This is a genomic window from Shewanella sp. 30m-14 (assembly GCF_052977125.1).
Genome location: NZ_JBRILW010000019.1, coordinates 71,193 through 93,548 on the forward strand (window position 1 = coordinate 71,193; position 22,356 = coordinate 93,548).

General features: G+C 43.0%; 20 protein-coding genes and 1 other RNA gene. 12 read left to right on the top strand and 9 right to left on the bottom strand.

What is annotated here, in order from left to right; all coding sequences use genetic code 11:
* Positions 1-28 precede the first annotated feature (28 nt).
* From dinG to ACVBIU_RS14500, 10 genes are all read left to right on the top strand, one after another.
* On the top strand, positions 29-2,101 hold the full coding sequence (gene dinG / locus ACVBIU_RS14455) for an ATP-dependent DNA helicase DinG (RefSeq protein ID WP_447164111.1): 2,073 nt from the start codon (positions 29-31) through the stop codon (positions 2,099-2,101).
* 8 nt (positions 2,102-2,109) lie between these two features.
* Positions 2,110-2,883 carry a sulfite exporter TauE/SafE family protein gene (locus ACVBIU_RS14460; RefSeq protein WP_447161223.1) on the top strand — a complete coding sequence of 258 codons (774 nt, stop codon included), beginning with the start codon at positions 2,110-2,112 and terminating at the stop codon, positions 2,881-2,883.
* Positions 2,880-3,542 (top strand): primosomal replication protein, encoded by a 663-nt coding sequence (locus tag ACVBIU_RS14465; protein WP_447161222.1) that lies wholly within the window; start codon positions 2,880-2,882, stop codon positions 3,540-3,542. Before ACVBIU_RS14460 ends, ACVBIU_RS14465 begins: the two co-directional genes overlap by 4 nt.
* Before the next feature lie 9 nt (positions 3,543-3,551).
* The gene (locus tag ACVBIU_RS14470) at positions 3,552-4,253 is read left to right on the top strand and encodes a DUF2057 domain-containing protein (protein WP_447161221.1); all 702 of its coding nucleotides are present in this window, start codon (positions 3,552-3,554) and stop codon (positions 4,251-4,253) included.
* A gap of 25 nt (positions 4,254-4,278) precedes the next feature.
* Complete coding sequence (locus tag ACVBIU_RS14475) at positions 4,279-5,181, top strand: histone deacetylase family protein (protein ID WP_447161220.1); 903 nt, start codon at positions 4,279-4,281, stop codon at positions 5,179-5,181.
* Positions 5,182-5,228: 47 nt separating this feature from the next.
* Positions 5,229-5,489 carry a late competence development ComFB family protein gene (locus tag ACVBIU_RS14480; RefSeq protein ID WP_447161219.1) on the top strand — a complete coding sequence of 87 codons (261 nt, stop codon included), beginning with the start codon at positions 5,229-5,231 and terminating at the stop codon, positions 5,487-5,489.
* Positions 5,490-6,463: 974 nt separating this feature from the next.
* Positions 6,464-7,687, top strand: coding sequence for a hypothetical protein (locus ACVBIU_RS14485; RefSeq protein WP_447164112.1), 1,224 nt, complete (start codon positions 6,464-6,466; stop codon positions 7,685-7,687).
* A gap of 309 nt (positions 7,688-7,996) precedes the next feature.
* Positions 7,997-8,548, top strand: a complete 552-nt coding sequence (locus ACVBIU_RS14490; protein ID WP_447164113.1) for a recombinase family protein — start codon at positions 7,997-7,999, stop codon at positions 8,546-8,548.
* Between the two features lie 936 nt (positions 8,549-9,484).
* The gene (locus tag ACVBIU_RS14495) at positions 9,485-10,750 is read left to right on the top strand and encodes a DEAD/DEAH box helicase family protein (RefSeq protein ID WP_447164114.1); all 1,266 of its coding nucleotides are present in this window, start codon (positions 9,485-9,487) and stop codon (positions 10,748-10,750) included.
* A 202-nt stretch (positions 10,751-10,952) separates the two neighbouring features.
* Complete coding sequence (locus tag ACVBIU_RS14500; protein ID WP_447164115.1) at positions 10,953-11,633, top strand: KilA-N domain-containing protein; 681 nt, start codon at positions 10,953-10,955, stop codon at positions 11,631-11,633.
* Position 11,634: 1 nt separating this feature from the next.
* Here ACVBIU_RS14500 and ACVBIU_RS14505 read toward each other — a convergent pair whose 3' ends face one another.
* From ACVBIU_RS14505 to ACVBIU_RS14515, 3 genes are all read right to left on the bottom strand, one after another.
* On the bottom strand, positions 11,635-12,885 hold the full coding sequence (locus tag ACVBIU_RS14505) for a tyrosine-type recombinase/integrase (RefSeq protein ID WP_447164116.1): 1,251 nt from the start codon (positions 12,883-12,885) through the stop codon (positions 11,635-11,637).
* A 73-nt stretch (positions 12,886-12,958) separates the two neighbouring features.
* An RNA gene (gene ffs, locus ACVBIU_RS14510) (signal recognition particle sRNA small type) lies at positions 12,959-13,055 on the bottom strand.
* Between the two features lie 212 nt (positions 13,056-13,267).
* On the bottom strand, positions 13,268-13,582 hold the full coding sequence (locus ACVBIU_RS14515; RefSeq protein ID WP_447161218.1) for a ComEA family DNA-binding protein: 315 nt from the start codon (positions 13,580-13,582) through the stop codon (positions 13,268-13,270).
* A gap of 387 nt (positions 13,583-13,969) precedes the next feature.
* On the opposite strand from ACVBIU_RS14515, the gene ACVBIU_RS14520 reads away from it, so the two are divergent.
* On the top strand, positions 13,970-15,364 hold the full coding sequence (locus ACVBIU_RS14520; protein ID WP_447161217.1) for an SLC13 family permease: 1,395 nt from the start codon (positions 13,970-13,972) through the stop codon (positions 15,362-15,364).
* 86 nt (positions 15,365-15,450) lie between these two features.
* Here the strand turns inward: ACVBIU_RS14520 and ACVBIU_RS14525 are convergent, their stop codons facing one another.
* From ACVBIU_RS14525 to pspA, 6 genes are all read right to left on the bottom strand, one after another.
* A complete protein-coding gene (locus tag ACVBIU_RS14525) occupies positions 15,451-16,632 on the bottom strand; it encodes a trans-sulfuration enzyme family protein (protein ID WP_447164117.1) in 1,182 nt (393 codons plus the stop codon).
* A 329-nt stretch (positions 16,633-16,961) separates the two neighbouring features.
* Positions 16,962-18,077 (bottom strand): TIGR01620 family protein, encoded by a 1,116-nt coding sequence (locus ACVBIU_RS14530; RefSeq protein WP_447164118.1) that lies wholly within the window; start codon positions 18,075-18,077, stop codon positions 16,962-16,964.
* Between the two features lie 43 nt (positions 18,078-18,120).
* Positions 18,121-19,566 (bottom strand): YcjX family protein, encoded by a 1,446-nt coding sequence (locus tag ACVBIU_RS14535; RefSeq protein WP_447161214.1) that lies wholly within the window; start codon positions 19,564-19,566, stop codon positions 18,121-18,123.
* A 105-nt stretch (positions 19,567-19,671) separates the two neighbouring features.
* Complete coding sequence (gene pspC, locus ACVBIU_RS14540) at positions 19,672-20,064, bottom strand: envelope stress response membrane protein PspC (protein WP_447161213.1); 393 nt, start codon at positions 20,062-20,064, stop codon at positions 19,672-19,674.
* Between the two features lie 65 nt (positions 20,065-20,129).
* Entirely contained in the window at positions 20,130-20,363 is a 234-nt protein-coding gene (pspB, locus tag ACVBIU_RS14545) for an envelope stress response membrane protein PspB (RefSeq protein ID WP_447161212.1), read from the bottom strand.
* A 21-nt stretch (positions 20,364-20,384) separates the two neighbouring features.
* Positions 20,385-21,062 carry a phage shock protein PspA gene (gene pspA / locus ACVBIU_RS14550; protein WP_447161211.1) on the bottom strand — a complete coding sequence of 226 codons (678 nt, stop codon included), beginning with the start codon at positions 21,060-21,062 and terminating at the stop codon, positions 20,385-20,387.
* Between the two features lie 177 nt (positions 21,063-21,239).
* On the opposite strand from pspA, the gene pspF reads away from it, so the two are divergent.
* On the top strand, positions 21,240-22,313 hold the full coding sequence (gene pspF / locus ACVBIU_RS14555; protein WP_447161210.1) for a phage shock protein operon transcriptional activator: 1,074 nt from the start codon (positions 21,240-21,242) through the stop codon (positions 22,311-22,313).
* Positions 22,314-22,356 lie beyond the last annotated feature (43 nt).

Below are 22,356 nucleotides of genomic sequence, written 5' to 3' on the forward strand. Positions count from 1 at the left end.
CAGCACTATTTATTAGCTCAGTGCATTCATGTTATCCGCAGACGTTAAAACTCAAATTCGTACTATATATAAGGGCATTTCTGCATCCTTGCCTAACTTTCGTCCTCGTCGAGAGCAAAACTATATTGTTGCGGAAATATCAAAAACGCTTGCTGGAGAATATGACAAGAACCGCCGTATTATCGTGGTAGAAGCTGGCACGGGTATTGGTAAATCACTGGCTTATATTCTGGGCTCAATTCCACTGGCATTGGCCAGTAAGAAAAAGGTCTGTATTGCAACGGCGACAGTCGCACTGCAAGAGCAGCTGCTGCATAAAGACCTGCCTTTTTTTCTGCAACAATCAGGGCTCGACTTTACTTTTGGTTTAGTCAAAGGCCGTCAACGCTATGTATGTTTATCTAAGTTAGAAATGTTAGTTGGCCCAGATAACAGCACCCAAATGGCAATGTGGCAAACCAAGCCAGACCAAAGCCAAGTCGACATGTTAGAAGGTTTATTAAAAGACTATCAAGCAGGCACTTGGAATGGTGAACGCGATACGTTAACTAAGCCACTACCAGATCACCTATGGCAACAGATAGCATGCGATAAACATAGCTGTCATCGCCAACTTGCTAACCATAGAAACTGTCCTTTTCATAAGGCACGTGAAGATATCGATACGTGGGATGTGCTGATTGCTAACCATAGCTTGCTATTTGCTGATCTAGAGCTCGGTGGTGGCGTAATTTTGCCTGATCCCGAAGATCTATATTACATCATCGATGAAGCGCACCACCTACCTATTGTCGCCAGAGACTTTAGTAGCGCACAGTCGACCGTGCGCGGCGCAACTGACTGGCTTGATAAACTGAGCAAGACCACCAGCAAACTGCAAAACCAGATTAAAAGCAACTATATTATCGCGCCCGCGCAGTCGATGCTCGACCATATCGGTGATATTGCGGGTCTACTTAATCAAGTGGCGCAGTTTTGTGACGCGCAATCAGCAAAATTTGATAACCCAGAAAATCGCTTCCGGTTCGAACACGGTAAATTGCCTTCTGCATTATCGGTTCAAGCTGAAAATCTAGCAACGGCATCCAATTTGGCACTAAAGCAATTTAATAAAATGCTTAGCCTGCTAAACGAAGCAATAAAAGATGGCGAGATCCCCAAGCATCAATCAGAAGCATTACTATCTGAAACAGGCTTTATGCTGCAACGGCTTGAGAATTCACAAAAGCTGTGGAAGATGATGGCCAAAGAAGACAGCCCGAAAGGTGCACCTATGGCACGTTGGATTGAGCAACTAACGGGTAAGCAAGCCGATTACCTCTTTAGCGCCTCGCCAATAGAGGTCGGATTTATGCTAGAAAACCTGTTATGGAATAAGGCCGCTGGTGTCGTACTTTGTAGTGCCACATTGCGCGCGTTAAACAACTTCAATCACTTTACTCATCAAGTCGGGCTATCGATTAATGACGGCAGTCGCTATTTAGCTTTAGACTCGCCTTTTGATTTTGAGCAAAACGCGACCCTATTTTTACCTAGAATGGACTGCGAGCCAACGGATGACAAGTATACCGATGAGTTAGCCAAGCATATCATCGCACTGGTCGAAGACGAGATGGCAAGCTTAGTCTTGTTCGCCTCTTATTGGCAGATGGAAAAAGTCGCCGACTTAGTCGAAAGTAAAATTAAAACAGGACTACTGATCCAAGGAACCCTGCCAAGACAAGAAATTCTGAAGCAGCATAAGGCCCGATGTGATGAAGGCAAACCAAGCATTATATTTGGCACAGGCAGCTTTTCTGAGGGTCTCGATCTGCCAGGCGACTATTTAACTAACCTTATTATTACCAAGCTTCCTTTTGCCGTGCCGACCTCTCCCGTAGAGCAAGCACACTCAGAATACATCAAGATTAAGGGTGGTAACCCATTTCTGCAGCTTACGATCCCAGATGCTTCACGCAAACTGGTGCAAAGCTGTGGTAGATTGTTACGTAAAGAACAGGATTATGGCCGGATTTCAATCTTAGACAGACGTTTAGTGACTAAACGCTACGGAAAATCTCTGCTCGACGCCCTGCCACCTTTTCGCCGTGTAATTGAATAGGACGACCATTGGATTTATTTCTCGACCCAAGTAGTTGGGCCATACTCGCATTAGTCGGTTTTATTGCCGGGTTTATCGACGCTGTTTCAGGCGGCGGCGGACTGTTGTCGATCCCGGCATTGCTAACCATGGGCGTGTCACCCCATATGGCACTAGGTACCAATAAGCTAGCCGCGAGTTTTGGCTCCTCAATGGCAGCTTACACCTACTATAAGCAACGCCTATTTTCACCATCATTGTGGTATCACACTTTTATTGCCACCTTTATAGGCGCAGTAATCGGTACCTTTATCGTCTATTTAATAGATAATCAATGGCTTGAAAAATGGCTGCCTATCATGATTATCGCTATCGCGCTTTATACCCTATTTCAGCCTAATGCCATGGGCGATAACAACCACAAGATCCCGACTAAAGCTAAGAGTAAACTAAAACAATGGCTACAAGGCTTGCCATTAGGCTTTTACGATGGTTTTGCAGGTCCTGGTATTGGCGCTTTTTGGACAGTATCAAGCACTGGTCTGCACAAATTGCCTCTACTCTATAGCTGTGGACTCGCCAGAGCCATGACCTTTACCAGTAACCTCACCTCACTGATTATTTTTATTATGTTAGGCAAGGTTCACTTGGTCATAGGTTTATCTATGGGGCTGTGTATGATGGTAGGCTCATATATCGGCGCGCACTCAGCCATTAAATTTGGCCTGCCGTTTATCCGCCCTGTTTTTATCACCGTTATACTCTTAATAGCGGCGCAGTTAGTTTGGAGTGCTTGGTTATGACCACAGATGAGCTCATCAAAAAACTCAAGTTACAGCTAAAACAGTTGGAGCAAGAGGTATTACAGCATGATTCTCGCCTGCCACCAGGGCAGCGTAAAATGATGCAAGATATTGAACGTTTTAATAACGAACTATTTATTCAAGCGGGTGGCCAACTCCAGCCCTGTATCGATCAACTTTCAAAAAGCATTGCCCAACTTGAACAGCTATTAAAAGCGAAGCGCTCGCCTCAAACGATTGTCTCTAGCTGCGAGAAAATTCAAGATAGATTTAGTGCACTCAGACGTGCGCTATTAACAACCGGTATTAATGTTAAGTCAATTGAACAGCAAAAACGCAGCCGAAGAGCTTATGCCATTAAGCGAGGAATTCAGTCCCACAATCAAAGTGGCTTTAGCTGGATAGCCTCAAATGTGATGCAAAATAGCCATCAACTCTATGAAGAACTTAACAAACATTTGAACTGGGCTAAGATTATTGAACAAAAAATTGAAAATTTGCAATCTTCACTTGAAAACTGTCATAGTGCTGACAAAATCAAGCTGCAGAATGAGATCCTTTCGCTGCACAGTCGGCTAGGAAAATGTCGACAAGCTACGAGTTATATCGAAGATCGCATCCAATTATTCGAGCGACCTTTTAAGAGTCAAAATCGTTAAGGAACAAAAATGAAACCACGTCTAACCATTACCGCACTTCTTGCTCTCTGTGGTTCTTCAGCAGCTTTTGCCGCTGACTTCAACATCCCAATGGCTTTTGAATACATCGCAGTTGATGGACAAGAGATAAAGAGTAGCCTATTTAATCATAAGTCAGAGATTGAACTTGATAAAGGCACTCACAAAATCGCTATTCGCTATAACGACTTAGTTGAAGATGATTTTAGCGACAGTGAATCTAATATTAAATCAAATGCATTTATCGTCACGATTGATGTGGATGGTGATTACAGCTACCAATTAAAACCAGCCGATGGTGAGTTTGTTAAAAACCCAAAAAGCTTTGCGAAAGCGCCACAAGTCATTATTACTCGTGAAGACAAAGGCAATGTGAGTTACAAAGTCACTCAAACCGACATCACCGAAGAATCATTCGTGTCCCGATTTTTTAGTGGTAACGACGCCACAGACATAGACGCTGAAGCGGCGATAGTAACGAGTGCCGCGGTAGCCGTCGCATCAACACCTAGCGCCCCAGTTAGCAAACCATCTCCAGCTGCCACGGCAACAATGCCAGCAGTTGTAGGCGCTGCACCAGCGACTTCAGCAGAAGACGCCGCTAAAGCAGAGCAAATGCTACAATACTGGTGGCTACATGCTGATGAACAAACACGTAAAGAGTTCATGAGCTGGGCCATTAAACAGCTTTAACCTTGGTTTTGATCCTACATTGAGTATGATCCCATTGGTATATCACGCCAGCTACTCTAAGCTGGCGTTGCCATCACAGCATCAATTTCCTATTACCAAATACGGCGCTTTATACGAGTACCTACTCAATCAGGGAATTGCAGCACCAGCGCAATTTAACTCACCAACAAAAGCCGATTTCAAATATCTCACGCAATTACACCATCAAAGCTATGTTAAAGACTTTATTTCAGGTGAACTAGACAGCAAACTGATGCGTCGCATCGGCTTTCCGTGGAGCAATTCTTTAGTTGAACGCACCCTCTACTCCGTTGCAGGAACCGCACTTACTTGTAAGCTCGCGATAGAGCACGGCTGCGCAATACATCTAAGTGGAGGTTACCATCATGCCCACCAGCAATTTGGTAGTGGATACTGTATTTTTAATGATCTGACTTTAGCTGCTAATGCTAGCTTACAGCTGGACAATATTGAGACCGTGCTTATTTTTGACTGTGATGTGCACCAGGGTGATGGCACAGCCACTATGGCTCAATCATCAAGCCAGATAATCACTTGCTCTATTCACTGCCAAGAGAATTTTCCAGCACGCAAACAATCGTCCGACTATGACGTAGAGCTCCCCCGCGGCGCGCAAGATAAGCAATACCTAGAAACCGTCAACCAAACACTTGCTTACCTTATACGGCTACATAAACCCGATCTCATTATTTACGACGCTGGCGTCGATATACATAGTGATGACAATCTTGGCCATTTAAATATCAGCATCGATGGCATTTACGCGCGAGACAAAGAAGTTATTGCTCAAGCTAAAACAGCACAAATTCCCATTGCTTGTGTCATCGGTGGCGGCTACAGTAAAGAACCACAACAGCTTAACCTTCGTCATAGTCAGCTATTTATTGCCGCTAATACAATGTGGTAATGTCAGGGTTATCAAGATTCAAATCTGTTTAACACAAGGGGTGTTATATGCAATTAGAAATAAGAAACTACTATGAAGTCTTATTGCTCGAACTATTGTCAGATGAAGGTCTATTGGATGAACTCCCCGAAGATTATCTCGCCGATCTCTGCTGTATTACACTCAATCAACTTCCAGTACGTTATATCAGACACTTAGTCGATACCTACTTTTTTGAAGATTACAACGAACTACAACAGATGAAGGCTGAAATACAGCAAGCGCTAGAAAAGTCGCGGGTGTTTTTAAAAGAGTCTAATAAGCAGTAGTCGCTTCGCAGAGTTTAAGTCACGACTATTCGCACGTATCAAAATATCACAAAATTATCTGAGGTCTTTTAATAATATGGCCTCAGCGAGTTTCCCCCAGCCCCTCAAATACAACACAAAGACAAGCCTTTAGCTTTAGCCCTATTCCTTTAACCTGTGGACATAAACACTAAAGCAACCAAAGCCAAGCCCTAAGAATCATTAGGCTCATCAAACCACCGTTAGATGACACCATCGTAAGTGACCGCAAGCAGGTATCAACAAATTACCCATTGGCTTTAGTAAGCCTCATTATCGTTCATGACGCTTTATAAAAGGCAGGCTATTACAGCTCGATAAGGAGCAGCTTGATATTGAACGAGCAAGACTCTGCAGCATGGATGCTGTAGTTGATGCTGTAGTTAAGCCCTCAGGGATGAGTTCATGGCGTCTTGTGGAGTCAATATCCAGCAGCTAGAACATTCAGAGCCTAATCCAGATACAGGGGCAGGACAAGCTAATCCGATTTTTTACATGAGGTGGTACACACGAATTGTACAAGTAGGGAGTCTAATATAAAAAAGGCGCAATAGAACTGATAACGTTAGTTGGATTAGCACTAAAAAAAGTATGAAAACAAATAGTTATTTCTTAGGTGTTACAAAAAGCGGGGAGTTTTGGAGGCTCCCCTAGAGCCGCACTCCGGCACATGAGTCACTTGCTGCGGTTGCTCCCTTCCCGAGAGAGACCACCCACACAAGCCACCGTTGCTGGAGACGCGAGGTAAGCATCCATTAACTAGTTCAGAAATGACCCAAGTTGGGTTAAGTCGTTAATGTCGCACTATATGTACCACTCATTTATACAATCGACAAGATTTAATGTATTTATGTGAGACCTATCTATTATCAAAAAATAGCTGGACGCTGTTTATTATTGTCCCTACTGATCAAATTTGATAATGTCGCATGACTTCAAGATTAAAGGGCATCAAGTTGGCAAACTACCTGAAAACACATATGAAAACACTGGTTCTACGATGCTTTTATATCCTTATTCGGCACATTAGAAGAGCAAGTTTATGTTGTGTTTCAGCCATAGGTTTTAAAGCAAATTCATTAGCTATTGAGTTATTTCCTGAGAATAAACTTTATGAAAACTCTCTCCTGTCTGGTGAACTAATCAAAGACATCATTGATTTAGAAAGCTCAAAAAGTGATGTTAACCCCGAGCAATATGAGCTTTTAAAAGAGCGTATCCAAAATACCAACGTCTACAAAGAGTTAATGACAAATTACCTTTTATTAGAACTAAAGCTCAATAAACATATGGTTTTCTCTGATACGCAATCAGCAACATTAAGCCTTCATAGAAGGTTAAAAGAAATTTTAGGAGAAAACCCTCCACCAGAAGCAAAGCTTTCAGTACTAAGAAAGTCTGCAATCAAGTCCAAGAAAATAGAGAAAGCTAATTACTTTAAAGTAAGGGACGAGTACATAGAAACTAAGAAAACAGAACTGATAAAGCCTATTGATATAGAGTCAGCCCATTTGACTATCCTCATCACTATGTTTTCAGCTCTATTTCTATGCGGAGGATTTTTATACACCAAATATTTATTCTGGAAACTAGACGTTGAAGTAGCTAAGTTCTTTACTATTTCTGACTATTTGTCGAGTAGTATTGATGTGGTATTTGGAGCCGTTATTGCTACCTTAATATTTTTTGTATTTTTTATCAAAGGGGCTTCTAGTCGGTTACATACAGTGATACACAATGACCAGTACAAAATCGAATCCAAAAGCAAAGACTGGTGGATTTACATTGTCATTCCTATGACTGTGCTATCTATTTTTACTGAGTTGTATACAAATAGCGGTAAAAGTCTGGCAGCTCACATAGCTCTACTTTCAGTATTTGTTTTAATAGAGACTGTCGGTAAAATTAGGATTGAACGCTACGTAAAAAATTTCCATATTGTTATCCTATTAGCGGTAGTACTTTCATTGTTTTGTGTCTATTTAGTTCTAAAGGCCAACTCTCAGATACGAGACTTAAAATCTACAGCTTCTGCTGATGTCAGTTTGCAACTCAAAAACGAATACAAGCAGTTAAGCACTTATAAGTTGATAACAGTAAACTCTGGATATGCATTTTTATACGGTGACAATAAAGTCATCGTCATTCCTAAAGATGCTGTTCAGTATTACACTTATTGATACTTCTTTTACCCTAAAAACATCACAAAATTGTCTGAGGTCTTTTAATAATAAGGCCTCAGCTAGTTTCCCCCCTGCCCCCCCCCCCTCATTTAGCTCCCTACATTTAGGCTCATCTGCCGGAGCATTAGACAGCCTATGGGTAACCGCACTCAGCAATCTCTTTAAGTACACACTTCCTGTTTCTCTCTGGGGTAATCTCTAAAGAGAAACCAGACTGACATCTCATTTCTTTCTCGTTAGGGTGGTATTTAAATGAGAAACACATATTCTCATTGGTTCTAGAGTCTAACGAGAGCCAGAAGTCCCATGACCACATACATTTATGCTCGTGTTTCTACCAATGAACAGAATGTCCACCAGCAAGTAGACTACTTACAGGCTAAGTACCCTAAGACAGACTTTGTGGTAACAGAGAAAGCTAGCGGCAAGACCCTAGATCGTCCTGAATATAAGAAGTTGGTTGCTCATTTAGTCGAAGGAGACACGCTCATTGTCAAGTCTGTTGACCGTCTTGGGCGTGATGCTTTGGCAGTACAGCAACAGGCTGATGAACTGTGCAAACGTGGGGTTAACGTAGTCGTTAGTGACTTGGATGGTACAAACCTGAATAGCACCGCAGGCAGAATCATTCTAGCAGTCATGGCACAGATAGCTCAGGCTGAGAGGGAAACACTTTTGGAACGCCAAAGGATTGGTATTGATAGAGCCAAGGCCGAGGGCAAGTACAAAGGAAGAACCGCGACCCCTGATGCCACGGTAGCAAGAGCAAAGGAGTTGAGAACCAAAGGATTGTCTATGGCTGAGACTGCCAAGACTATTGGTGTCGGGGTATCCACACTGTATAGGCTACTGAAATGAGGCCCTACAACCCCTCTAAATAATCCGTAGAGGCACGTTAGACCTAGCTTAGTAAATGGTAGCCATGAGGCATATGAGCAGCTCTAGATCATTCAAGAGTCTTAAAGCTTATCTGTCTCTGACTACCTGTTTTAGTCGACCGCCAATAAAGATGACTTAACCACAGCATTGGTAAGACAATCAAATCTACACTCTCAAAGCGGACTATAGAACTAAGCAGCTACTCATTGCAGCCCTCACAACTTAAGGCTAACCTGAATCTCTTCTGTAGACACAATCTTGAAACCCAAACCTATCAGATTTTCCTTGTCACGGTCTCCCTTCTACAAGACTTCTCAGAGCAATGCCTCAGTAATGATGCCTACTTAGATAATGATATTTTATCCACCTAAGTTACTTAAGAGTGAAACCTAAAGCAGTCATAAGCTTTAACCTTAAGGATTTGAGTCGTAAATGAGGTCGTTACTTATATTGTCTTTACTCTTGTATGCCTATTAATTTTCAAAACAAGCATAAGGATGATGTAACTAACTGTTTTATAGTAACTAAAAGACTTCTATCGTTAAGAGAGCTTGAGACTTAGGTCAGACATCTTAGGATATGACTTAGCGGAGCTGTCAACATTAGAACCCTCTAATCAACTTTCATCATCCTAGAGATAAAGTAAATATCGAGATACAAAAACCGCCCCTCAAAGCGGACTAATGGAATGAAAGTCGTTCTGCCTCAATCTGAGTCAATTTAATCCCTGTTGTCGTGCCCTCAAACCATGGCAACTTCAACCAACACCAAGGTCACCCAAGGCCTATAACCCAAACAGCATTTAATTAAGCGCATTCACTCGAGACCACACTTAGGAAGTATCCTTTGCTGTTTGGCCTTTGTGTGGATGGGACTTGATGAGTGCCCTTACTTAAACTCAATGGATACAACCATATGAAAACTAATACAACACAATATAAAGTTAACTTAAAAGTCGTCGATGCGATGATGGGAGCAGGAAAGAGCACCGCCATTCAGCAATATATGAAGGATAACGCACTAGCCTCGAAGTTTGTGTATGTCTCCCCTCTTCTATCTGAACTCGAACGCTTTCAACAAGATTGCCCCGAGTTAAACTTTCAGCAGCCCACATCTATGGGTCGAAGCAAAAAGGACTCGTTCATGGATCTAATCCTTAACGGGTACAATATTGTCACTACACACGCAACACTCCAGAACCTCAATCATTCTGATGCTAACGAGATTAATGCTGCTGGATACGTCCTAATCATTGATGAAGCAGTGGAGGCAATCAAAGTCCCCCCACCTCTTGGACGCCATCGACTTAGAACCTTGATAGAGTCGGAAGCCTTATCTGTAGCAGCTGACGGCCTTATAACTTGGAACTGTGCGAGCTTCCCTATTGCAGCTATTGATGACGCAAGAGAGAAAGCACTTGCAGAGGACTGTTGTAACCAAAGCTTGTACTTGATCGGTGGTGAAACCCTCATACACCAGTATCCAATCAGTATCCTATCTTCCTTTGAAGAAGTTATCTGTATGACCTACCTATGGGAAGGCACCATCTTTTCCCATTACTGTCGTATTCATGACATCAAGCCACTGGATATTACCCATGAGCTTGCCTTAATGCGCAATGAGACTGAACTCAAGCAGATAGCCCGTGACAACATCAAACTGTTTGAACCCAAAAAGGACACTCGAGCTTCTTTAACTCAAGTTTGGTGGAGTAAAGCTAGACCAGCAGTCATCAAGCCACTTTCCGCTCTGATTACAAGCTTCGTGACCAACAGAAAGCTAACGTCTGAAAATATTCTCATTACTTGCCCAAAGGCAAACTGGGATTATAAGGATGAAAATGGTCAGCGTATCAAGTCAGGAAAAGCACAAGCCAAAGGAGCAAAGTACACCAACGCACTTTGGGTCGCTTCAACTTGCCGAGCAACTAACAAGCATGCCAACAAGACTGCTGTCGTTTACGCGCTTAGTAAGTTTGAGAACCCTGCTATTTACAACCATTGTAAGAACAAAGGAGTGACATTCAATAAAGACAAGTATGCCCTAGCTGAAATGCTCCAGCTCATATGGCGAGGGTGTATTCGAAAGGGGGAACCTATGCACTTATTTATTGTATGCCCTCGAATGCGCAAGCTGTTTAAAGCGTGGCTATATGAAAGGCAAACTCACCAACTTGCGTAAACCACAACCGTTCAAGAACTACGCCCCTATTCCCTTAGGGCATAACAACACGTTCAAAACCAATCTCCACTAACCGCACCTCTACCCAGTCCTGTTACAAGGCTCGTGTTGAGATGCTTACACAACCACCGACAGGCTTTAAGACCATCTGTAAGCCTGTCATTTCACATCGCAACATTAAGTAATTCACAAGGAAAAACTCATGAAAACTATCCAACTAACTTTCAATCAGGTCACTGCGACTATCACTTCTAATGAAGACGGCATGTTTGATCTTAACGACATCTGGCGTTCCTTTGGTCTGACCGAGAAGCAACGCCCTAGCGAATGGCGACACCGCGTCCGTAAGGAACTTTCTGAAACCGGAAATATGCGGGTTCAAAGAGACGGTCGAAACGGGCAATACACTTGGGCAACTCAAGAAGCTCTGTACGCTTACGCCATGTGGTGCGACACAAAGTTCTATATGGCTGTAGTCCAAGCATTCATAGCGCTAACCAATGGTGACATCCCCAAGGCTATCTCTATCGCTCGTTCTGTAGCTGACGTCCAAGGTGAACGTGCTTCTGAGTTATACGGTAAGTGCTGCAAAGGCGGCTTCGCAATGCGTACAGCTCTGGAGTCTTTAGACCACGACATGGCCGCAATGAAAGACCTGATTGATGAAGTCGCATCGACCCTCCTGATTAAGAAAGCTCGAGACGCCTACTGGACATCAGTCATTCGTCTTGTTGAAGAGCTGCATGACGAGTTCGCCAAGACAAACGGTCGCCGTATGGACCTACGTACCTATGAGGGTTACACAGACCTGACGCTGCACTGTATCAAGCGACAGAAACGTATCGTCCAGACCCGTCTAACCCGTTTGCAAAACTCTATTTGAGCTACTCCCAATCCAACGCCTTAACTAGCTTCAACATGTTCTCTATCCTGTATTCTTTGCCATAGCGGTCAAAGGTTATAGAGCCATGAGAATGACCAAGCAAACCAGCGACCATATCTGAGCTGTACTCTTTATGTTTGAGCTGAGTAGCCACCGCATGACGAATGCCATGTAAGGTGTCTCGCTCACCCCAGCCCAACTTAGGCTTAAAGGTGTAGAACCATTTAGAGACCTGATGTGAATAACCACGAGTCGATATCTTCCTGAGTTCTGGGAATAGTCGCTCGTGGCCGCTAGCCTGTTGCTTATCAACAAACTGAAGGAAGCCCATAGCGATTAGCTTAGGATGAATAGGGATGACACGTTCACTGGTCGCGGTCTTAATGGACTGATCTGGATGTGTCGCTCTAATGTGAATGCAGGGATAACCATCAATAACGGTAAAGTCATCTATATATAGTTGAGCTAGCTCCCCTAACCTCGCGCCAGTATAAGCAGCAAGCCTTGGCAACCATGCACGGTACGGCATTTTATGCTCAGTGGTCGGTGGGATTTCCCTGAATAGCTGTTTGATTCTGGTCTCGCTCAGTGCATCTCTAGCCTTAGAGGCCTTAACCTTAGCCGACACCTTAATACTTAAGCCTGTCATAGGGTTGCTAGTGCCGTAATGGAGAGCAGCCCACTGTAATAATGCAGAGACTCGAGTCAGTCGCTTGTTAACTGTAGATACCGCAAGGTCTGCTTTGGATGAGAAGTGTCGTTTGTACTCCAATGCCTTAGCCAATGTGAACTCATCTAAGCGTAAGTCACCTATAAGATTAATCATATCCTTAAAGGTCTGACGATTAACCTGCTCACTATGTGGTGACCAAGCGCCTTGCTTACGTTTCTCTTGGCAAAACTCTTCTACAACTTGGCTAAGTCTTGGGAGCTTAGGATGACTGTTGTTGCTTTGGGCGGTAATAGTGGGGGCAGAGACATTGGCTGGTCTTAAGGCCTCTTGCGTACAGGCTTGAGTATGAACCATCTCCGTAGTGTCTTGAGTATCACCTTCGGCAACACATCTAAGCTGGCTCAACACTTGCCAAGACTTACGAACAGCCTCAAGACGGTCTCGAGTCGCTAAGGACTTTCTGATTTCACGTTTACCGAGGATAGACCGAAGATTTTCAGGTACAACTACGCGCGCATACCAAATGCCATGGCGAGATTGAAACAAATATGGGGGAGTTTTATGTAAACTAATTCTCATCGAGTGTACCACCAAGTGTATCACCTGAGGTCTTTCTGAGATAAGTCTTTGATTAGACTTTAGTTTGGAGGCTCCCCTAGAGCCGCACTCCGGCACATGAGTCACTTGCTGCGGTTGCTCCCTTCCAGGCCTGGCCGAGTTCACAAGTTATCATTGCGGAGGGACCCTAGGGTCACCATCGATTTCTTTAAGAGCGTTACTCCAAAGAACGGCTGCATTATCTATCATGCATCACCAGCAATCAAGTGATTATCACCCAAGTTTACCCAATTTGGGTTTAATCGACGATTCTATAAACAAAAGCCCTTAAATAAGGGCTTTTTCACACTATAAACTAGAGCTTATCGCGTAAGGGGTTGGTTATCAGTTTAACTGTAGGTAGCTATAAACTAAGTTTGCTGCGGTTTTTCTCGATTAGCTTTTCACCAATCCCTTTCACTTCGGTGAGTTGTTCAATTGAATTAAAATTTCCATGCTGTTGACGATACTCAACAATTGCAGCGGCTTTAGCCTCACCGATACCACTTAATGCGGATAGCTGAGCAATTGTTGCGCTATTAATTTTAATCAACTCGGATTTAGCTTTAGATTGTTTTGCTTGCTGTGACGTGGGTGCTTCTGCAACTTTCGTTGCCGATACTGCAGGAAATATTAATAAACTCGATAGGCATAAAATAGACAAAATGACTTTATACATAGAAAACTCCTTTTATTTATCCATAAATGTGTGGCCGCAATCCTTTTTCCATCGCCACAACTAAAAGATAGATCACTGTCGCGAATTTAGCCAGTCAGCGCGCACCGTCACACCAACGCCAACACGAAAGAGATCTCGATCACGCTAAAGGTATAATGGCTAACTTTCAGTAACTTGTATTGCACATACAAAAAATGCCTGTTTGATGAATAAATGTCGAATTAACAGAACAACTTTAAGTGACAGTAATCTCAAATACGCTATTTTCGTGAGAGCTCACACGCTTTTTATATGCCAAATCTGTAAGTTTTTAACGCCATGCCAGATTTTGAACTTAGCTAAAGCTGAACTAGAGTGAGTCAACCTAAAATAATAATGGACATGACAATGTCATTTGAATCAACAAAAGTACCCGATAATACCGATGGCATGATGTCAAAACAGCAGAAAAAGTTAATCATTTTGGCTGCTGATATCATACTGTTATTTTTGATGTATAACTTCCTTCCCTTCGAACAAGGCGTTAATACGGGTTTAGCCTTGCTGGTATTTACAGCAATTCTGTGGTTAACAGAAGCCATTCATATCAGTGTCACAGCAATTCTAATTCCAATTTTGGCCGTTCTATTTGGTGTGTTCGAAACACAATCGGCAATGAGTCACTTTGCGAACCCTATCATTTATCTATTCTTTGGTGGTTTTGTGCTAGCTGCTGCGTTAAACCACCAAGGTATTGATAGGTTGATTGCCCAGAAAGTGCTTGGCGCTTCGAAAGGTCGCCTTTCAGTAGCCTGTGTGATGCTATTTGGGATCACCGCGGGTCTATCTATGTGGATCAGTAATACCGCCACAACCGCAATGATGTTACCTCTTGCTCTTGGTATTTTGCATCAAATCGATATCGCTAAACATAAAAGCACCTACCTGTTTGTGTTGCTAGGTATCGCCTACTCGGCCAACATCGGCGGGATAGGTACCTTAGTGGGCAGCCCGCCTAATGCGATTGCGGCTGCTCAAGTAGGACTATCTTTTGCCGATTGGCTTGAGTTTGGTCTTATTACTGTCGCAATTATGCTGCCAATGATGCTGATTGCACTTTATTTGTACTTAAAGCCCGATCTTTCGATGATCTGTGAAGTGAAAGCCGAGCAGCAGTCATTGAACTTCCAAGGTAAATTAACCCTACTTATTTTCATTTCAACAGTGTGCTGCTGGATTTTCAGTAAACCTCTTTCACAAGCCTTAGGCGGCATCGCTAAATTCGATACAATTGTAGCCCTGAGTGCGGTTGTACTATTGGCAGGTCTTGGGTTAGTCCAATGGAAAAAAATTGAAACCACAACAGATTGGGGCGTACTTATCCTATTCGGTGGCGGCTTAACCTTAAGTGCTGTACTTAAAGCAACGGGCACAAGTGTATTTCTAGCCCATTGGATCACCGATATTTTTGGTAATACCCACATGGCGCTATTTACATTTGCAGTAATAGCCTTTGTGGTCATGTTAACTGAATTTGCCAGTAATACGGCCAGTGCAGCATTATTGGTTCCGGTGTTTGCTGCCATAGCCGAAGCTTTAGGGCTGTCACCTGTTATGCTGTCAGTATTAATTGGTATCGCTGCATCTTGTGCCTTTATGCTACCTGTTGCCACACCACCAAACGCTATCGTTTATGGCTCCGGTTATATTAAGCAGTCTGAAATGATGAAGGCTGGTGTGATTATCAACTTTATCAGTATGGTAGTGCTTTATATCATCGCGCATACTTTCTGGGATATTTAACCCAACACAAAAGAGCCCAACCTTAGGTCGGGCTCTTATTATTCATTGTAAAAATCAGCAAGTATTAACCTCACACGAATTGGTTATTACCCCAGCTTATCTAAGCCCGCCTCAAGTGCCTGAATAATATCTTCTACCGATTCTAGTCCCACCGAGATCCGCAGCAAATTATCCGTGATCCCCGCTCGACTTCGCTCTTCATCTGTATAAGGAGAATGTGTCATTGAAGCTGGGTGCTGGATAAGCGATTCAGCATCGCCAAGACTGACCGCAATAGAAAATAACGGCAACTGATTAATAAAGCTTATCGATTCCTCAAGGCTGGCATCAAGCTCAAACGCTATTACGCCGCCCGCTCTTCGCATCTGCGTTCCAAGCAATTTATGACCAGGATGGCTTTTAAGTGCTGGGTAGTACACCTTAGATATTTTCGGGTGGTACTCAAGGTAACTAGCGATTTTTTCAGCATTATCACAATGCCTTTCAAGGCGAACATCTAAGGTTTTTAATCCTCGCAGGATGAGCCATGCATCATGGGGAGAAAGCACTGCGCCAACATCTTTGAGCACTTCATATTTAATCACCTCCATCTGCTGATGACTCGCGCAGATCAGCCCGGCAATAACATCACCATGACCATTGAGGTATTTAGTGGCGCTGTGAATAACAATATCGATCCCATGCTTGATGGGTTGCTGCAATAAAGGCGTCATAAAGGTGTTGTCCACCACACTCACCAAATTGTGCTGCTTAGCGATACCAGCTATCAAATCTAGGTTATACACATCTAAATGTGGATTTACTGGTGTCTCGCAAAAAATTACTTTGGTATTAGGCTTTACTGCGGCCTTAATTTCCGCTTCGTCATTGAAATTAACTAATGATACTTCAATGCCGAACCTCACTAACAGCGAAGTCATTAACGAAAAAGTACATCCATAAACTGCATTAGATGCGACTAAATGATCACCATGACTTAAGTTTGCCAATAATGCTGCCGATACCGCCGCCATGCCAGAAGCCGTCGCAGCCGCCGCTTCGCTGCCTTCTAGTGCAGCAATTTTGCGCTCAAGCTCTGCTGTCGTCGGGTTTCCTAAACGCGTGTAAATATAACCTTGTTCAGCTCCCGAAAATCTCGCTCCGCCCTGCTCTGCGCTATCAAACACAAAAGTAGCACTTTGGCATAATGGCGTCACCAGCGCACCGACGGGGTTACTCTCACGTCCAGCATGGATTACTTTTGTGGCGAGTTTCCATCTATCTTGCATATTGCTCTCCCTACTAGATCTGCACTGACTTTTTAATCGTTGTGAATGTCAGCTTCATCGTTTTAATTTCAGATGAATTTGCCAACCCATTTAATCGACAAATCAAACAACAGGCTCAGTTCAGCGTTGTGCAATCAACATGAACTACTCAGGCTAAAGATCATACTATTTGAGGCGAATAGGAGCTAAACCGCTTGTAAACTGAATGTTACAAACGGCTTAATATGTAAGGATGGGCGTGATGTGAGAGAATGCTTTTTAGCAAGTGCCCAACGTATAAATGCTTATATGTTGGCCCTCAAGCCGTCAGATGCTGGTAATGTTCAGGGCTAGTCTTTATGGACTTTGCTCTTCTCCACTTTAACCGTTTTAGACAATACGCTCGCCGATAGCTCTTTTAGACTGAGTAGCAGTTCTTTATGGATCCCTGAAAGCTTAGGCTTAGATTGCGCAGTAAACTCAAGCGGACGACATAATGCCATTGCTTGGTAACCGAGCCTTGCCGTTAGCAGTCCGCCACCTAGCCCTTGAGCGAGTCTGGCAGATAATTTACCTGACATCTCTACCGACAACAATTGAGTGCCTAAGTCGGTAATAATCTCGCTCGAGCCGGCGTAGATAATATTGCCTATAATGCTGCGGATCAGTTTTATGCGACTCCAATAACCCAGCTCAACGCCATAACAAGCTGCAAGCTTATTAATCATGCTCTGGTTACGCCAAAGAATAATCGCCATATCTAACATCGCTAAAGGACTCGCAGCCAGTAATAAAGCCGATTCTTGAGCAAAACGTCGCACAATTTTTTTAGCAGCTAAATCACGCTCACTCAATACCAGTGAATCGAACAATATGAGTTTTTCAGCGTCGTTATGTTCCGCTGTAACACTTTGCTGATATCGACTAACCTGCACGGTTTTAGGGAGTTTCTCAATGATCTCATCAATAAATGGATCGGCCTCTCCCATCTGCATGCTGTGCACTAAACGGTTACCAACACTTTGACTGTCTTCGATAGCCTTTAAGGCTTTTAGCTTTCGCCATTCAACAAAGGTCATCTTACCAGCCCATAATGTCACAAGAACGGTGACACTGGCATAAAGGCCAAATAACCAACTACTCTGTAAAAAAGCCGCTTGTAGGCTAAGAACGGCTTCTACAACCACGACCACAGCGATACCGACTAGGCACAACCTCCCCAACCAACTGCGTTTACGCGCTAAGTGCGGATCTTTTGTCGTTTCTTGCGCTAACGGATCAAACGCCGCTAAACGCTCGTCAACTAGGGTTTCAAGCTCTGACTCTGAGAAGCTAGCGGTTTCGATAAACTCGAGCTGTGGATCAAAGCTAGTCGCTGCAGCTAGCTTTATATCTGTCTCATTGCTATCAGAGTCACTATTGTCGAATCGTTGTTGTTTTTTAATGGAATTATCACCTTGTGACATACACACTCACTCGTCTAACGTTTACCTAAAGACTGATCTAGTATTATTTCAACTTGTCACCGAGCAAATACTGTAAAACATGATCTAAACGTATGTGCTCAAAATCGGCGTTACTGCGCTGCGGATGTTGATTCACTGCTGGCGCAAAATTGACAAACTCAAAGCCCTGATTATCCCAAAAATCAGCAGAGGGTAAAGACTTAGGCACCTCTCCTGGAAACAGGGTCACAGGCTCTTGCTCGCTAAGCTCGGTGCCACGTACCACTTCTATTTCGCGTCCATCTTGTTTGACCATGCCATGGCTAGTTGATTTAATCGCACTGATCGCCATGGTTTCAACCTCACAACCCTCAAACTTAGCGTGTTGCTGACTTTGATGAACCAATTGAGTCAATAAAGATAAAACATTGCCTTGCTGATCACGAGTAACATGGTCAACTTTACTGGCTGCAAACAACAGTTTATCTATTTTTGGCGAGAAAAGTCTTTTGAGTAAGCTCGACTGGCCAAATTGAAAGCTTTCCATCACCGCATGGATTGCTGATTTCATGTCATCAAATTGAGCACGGCCACGGTTTAGTGGGGTAAAGCAATCGACAAGTAATAGCTGCCTATCAAATTTGGCAAAGTAATCATGATAAAAAGGTTTAACGACCCGACTGACATACTCTTTATAGCGCTGCTTTAGCGTGTGATAAAAGCTGTTAGAGGCCGATTGTTCAAGTGTTTGAAAGCCTAACTCATCAATATCAAGCAGCGGAAACAATGCCAAAACAGGCGTGCCATCTAACTCACCCGGTAACAATAATCGCCCCGGCTGAGCATAATAAAATCCATGATTCGTCACGCAGTCTTGCAGTAGCTTTTGGTAACTGTCTGCAATTTGCTGCAGCTTAAGTTCATCAGCTTCGCTGGCCAAATCAATGCTATTAAGTAATTGAGTAAATTCAGCATAATAAGTCGAACACTGAAAAACGGCCTTTCTTTCTACTTGCGTATTTGACCACTGCTGAAATGACAGTTTTAGCATGGGCAGATCGAGTAGCCATTCACCCGGATAGTCGACAATATCTAAATATAAGGTGGCACTATCGGTAAGCTTTGACAGTAAACCTTTAGCTGGACGATATTTTATGGCGAGTCTGAGCTCGCTGATACTACGGGTAGATATTGGCCAGACCCGAGGTTCAGTCGTTAACGACTTCATCGCCCCGTCATAATTAAAACTTGGAATAGTTAAATCAGGTTGCATATCGCGTTTTACGCCATACAAGCGACCATCACGCGCGACTTGCCATAAGGGTAAGTGTGAGCTTGTTTCTGCAATACCGGAATGCAGCAGTTGATTAACAAGGCCAGTAATAAACGCTGTTTTACCCGCCCCAGCCAAGCCTGTAACCGCTAGGCGTAGATTTCTATCGGTTGTTCTAAGCGCAACGGCTTGGGTATTCTTAGTGAGCTTTTTGAGAGAGCGTTTAAGACTTGCCATAAAATGAAGTAAAACTCGTTTTGAGAAAGTTCTAGGGCAGTATAGCCTGCCCCGTCATTGAACTATAGATAATTGCTTATAGATCATTGGCTACAGATGATTCATCTATAAATTATTGATTTGATCTTTAAGATCGTAATTGTCAGAAGTGACGTGACGTTCTAGATTTTGTAGCCTCACTTCTAAAGTTCTAAACTGGCTATTCACATCCTTTAGGGCCATTTTAGCTGGCTCTCCTGATTGCCAAAACTTTTTCTTCAATTCAATCTCTTTGCTTGCAAACTCGTTCTTTCCTGTGCCAGGTTTAATATCCAAGATCATCCAAAGCAACACGTAGATGATCAGCACAATCCCTGAGCCACCCAACAAGAAGATTGAAGCGGCAAGTACTCTAACTAACCAAGTTTCAAAATTGAAGTAATCAGCAATACCGGCACACACACCCGCTATTTTACCTGACTGAGGAATCCGATATAACGTTCGTTTACCATCGTTCATCCTGACTTCCTCCTTGTTATTTAATTAAATAGTGGCGCAGTTCTACAGTAATGAGTCGAGGTTGTTTAATCATTTCGACTCCTCCACTGTGGTGCCTCACTGTCTAAGATTGCTTCTAACGTTTCAATGCGGTGTGACATTTTGTCAGCTTTGGCAATCAGCTCATTAAGCTGGTTAAACTCTTCTTCAGTAAGGCCTTGGCTAACCTGTCTCTTACTGCGGTAATGCAGTATTAACCATATTGGAGCCACGACTACCATAAAAATAATAATCGGGGCCATTAAAATATCCGGGTCCATAACTCACCTCCTTTTAGGTTATTACTTAGTTTTAGTTTTACTGCCCTTCATTTTCGCTTTAAGCGCTTCAAGCTCGGCGTTAACTGAATCTTCAGCTTCTAGCGCAGCGAATTCATCGTTCAGCGTGCGCTTATTACCCAAATCGTATGAATCAACTTGAGATTCTAAATTTTCTACACGACGCTCATATTGATCAAACTTACTCATGGCATTATCAATTTTACTTGAATCAAGCTGCTTCTTTACTTCTAAGCGTGATGAAGCTGTCTGCTTGCGCATGATGATAGTCTTTTGACGTGCTTTAGCATCGGCTAGCTTATCTTGTAGCAAGTTAACTTCTTCTTTAAGACGCAAGATATGCTCTTCAACAACCACTAATTCAGCAGCAAGTGTTTGCGCTAGGTCATTAGCTTTTTGTTTTTCAACTAAAGCCGCTTTCGCAAGATCTTCACGGTCTTTCGATAAAGCAAGTTCAGCCTTATTTTCCCAATCTTGTACCTGCTCTTGTACTTTAGCGATGCGGCGAATGATCTCTTTTTTCTCAGCCAATACTTTGGCAGAGGTAGAGCGCACTTCAACTAACGTGTCTTCCATCTCCTGAATGATAAGACGAACCATTTTCTCTGGATCTTCAGCCTTATCAAGTAATGAACTGATATTCGAGTTTATGATGTCTGCAAAGCGTGAAAAGATTCCCATAATAATTTCCTCTAATTAACGTTGGATTCGATAAATATAATCCACATTCCGTGCCAACTTTCTATTTACCCCACAATACAACGACTTAAACAATTATTTAACTTTTACTTTCATTTATAAACTGACCGTCATATTATTATTTTCACCACTTATTAGCGTGAAAGACTAAAAATTACTGTGAGAAAGCAATTTCAGCAAGATAACCTGATCGGACAATCCAATGCTTTACTGGAAGTCCTTGAACATATTTCACAAGTAGCGCCTTTATCTAAGCCGGTACTCATTATTGGTGAACGCGGTACAGGTAAAGAGCTTATCGCTGAGCGTTTGCACTATTTATCAAAACGCTGGGATCAAAGCTTTATCAAGCTCAACTGCTCATCGTTAAGTGAAAACTTACTCGAAAGTGAGTTGTTTGGCCATGACTCCGGTGCATTTACCGGAGCGAATAAAAAACATGAAGGCCGTTTTGAACGCGCCGATGGCGGCACCTTGTTTTTAGATGAGCTTGCCAATACTTCAGGGCTAATTCAAGAAAAGTTATTACGCGTAATTGAATACGGCGAATTTGAACGCGTCGGTGGAAGCAAAACGGTACAAACCGATGTGCGCCTTATTTGTGCCGCCAACGAAGATCTTCCCTCTCTTGCTGAAGCGGGTGAATTTAGACCAGATCTACTCGACAGACTCGCTTTTGATGTGATCACTTTGCCCCCCTTAAGACACAGAACAGAAGATATCATGCCACTTGCAGAGTATTTTGCGGTCGGTATGGCAAGACAGTTAAAGCTTGAGCTATTTGAAGGCTTTAGCCCAAATGCAACTAAGCAGCTTATGGAGTATCAGTGGCCTGGTAATATTCGTGAGCTTAAAAACGTTGTTGAACGTAGCGTTTATCGCAATGCCGATACCAACATCGCCATTGATCAGATCATTATTGACCCCTTTGCTTCCCCCTATCGACCAACAAAGCGCGTTAAAACAAAAGAGCGTCAGCAAAGTGTGTCTCCTGAAAACGTTAATTTCACTAACAATGGCACAGAAGTAAGTGCTAACCCAATAACAAAGGTCGACAATACGGTTAACTTCCCTATCGACTTCAAAACACACTGTGAGCAAAACGAAGTAGCTATTCTTAAACTCGCGTTAGAAGCGGGCCAATTTAACCAAAAGAAGACCGCTGAATTGCTCGACCTTAGTTACCATCAACTTCGCGGGATCTTAAAGAAATACAACTTGCTGGATAAATAATTGCTGTTAGCTAGCGGGCACTGTTAAAATGGCTGACAATGTT

What these genes read in the sequence shown, in the direction of transcription:
- ACVBIU_RS14515 (WP_447161218.1), bottom strand. Translation starts at nt 13,582, where the DNA reads ATGTATAAAGTCATTTTGTCTATTTTATGCCTATCGAGTTTATTAATA.
- ACVBIU_RS14475 (WP_447161220.1), top strand. Translation starts at nt 4,279, where the DNA reads ATGATCCCATTGGTATATCACGCCAGCTACTCTAAGCTGGCGTTGCCA.
- ACVBIU_RS14465 (WP_447161222.1), top strand. Translation starts at nt 2,880, where the DNA reads ATGACCACAGATGAGCTCATCAAAAAACTCAAGTTACAGCTAAAACAG.
- pspA (WP_447161211.1), bottom strand. Translation starts at nt 21,062, where the DNA reads ATGGGAATCTTTTCACGCTTTGCAGACATCATAAACTCGAATATCAGT.
- ACVBIU_RS14480 (WP_447161219.1), top strand. Translation starts at nt 5,229, where the DNA reads ATGCAATTAGAAATAAGAAACTACTATGAAGTCTTATTGCTCGAACTA.
- ACVBIU_RS14520 (WP_447161217.1), top strand. Translation starts at nt 13,970, where the DNA reads ATGTCATTTGAATCAACAAAAGTACCCGATAATACCGATGGCATGATG.
- ACVBIU_RS14470 (WP_447161221.1), top strand. Translation starts at nt 3,552, where the DNA reads ATGAAACCACGTCTAACCATTACCGCACTTCTTGCTCTCTGTGGTTCT.
- ACVBIU_RS14505 (WP_447164116.1), bottom strand. Translation starts at nt 12,885, where the DNA reads ATGAGAATTAGTTTACATAAAACTCCCCCATATTTGTTTCAATCTCGC.
- pspB (WP_447161212.1), bottom strand. Translation starts at nt 20,363, where the DNA reads ATGGACCCGGATATTTTAATGGCCCCGATTATTATTTTTATGGTAGTC.
- ACVBIU_RS14500 (WP_447164115.1), top strand. Translation starts at nt 10,953, where the DNA reads ATGAAAACTATCCAACTAACTTTCAATCAGGTCACTGCGACTATCACT.
- ACVBIU_RS14535 (WP_447161214.1), bottom strand. Translation starts at nt 19,566, where the DNA reads ATGGCAAGTCTTAAACGCTCTCTCAAAAAGCTCACTAAGAATACCCAA.
- ACVBIU_RS14490 (WP_447164113.1), top strand. Translation starts at nt 7,997, where the DNA reads ATGACCACATACATTTATGCTCGTGTTTCTACCAATGAACAGAATGTC.
- ACVBIU_RS14525 (WP_447164117.1), bottom strand. Translation starts at nt 16,632, where the DNA reads ATGCAAGATAGATGGAAACTCGCCACAAAAGTAATCCATGCTGGACGT.
- ACVBIU_RS14495 (WP_447164114.1), top strand. Translation starts at nt 9,485, where the DNA reads ATGAAAACTAATACAACACAATATAAAGTTAACTTAAAAGTCGTCGAT.
- dinG (WP_447164111.1), top strand. Translation starts at nt 29, where the DNA reads ATGTTATCCGCAGACGTTAAAACTCAAATTCGTACTATATATAAGGGC.
- pspC (WP_447161213.1), bottom strand. Translation starts at nt 20,064, where the DNA reads ATGAACGATGGTAAACGAACGTTATATCGGATTCCTCAGTCAGGTAAA.
- ACVBIU_RS14530 (WP_447164118.1), bottom strand. Translation starts at nt 18,077, where the DNA reads ATGTCACAAGGTGATAATTCCATTAAAAAACAACAACGATTCGACAAT.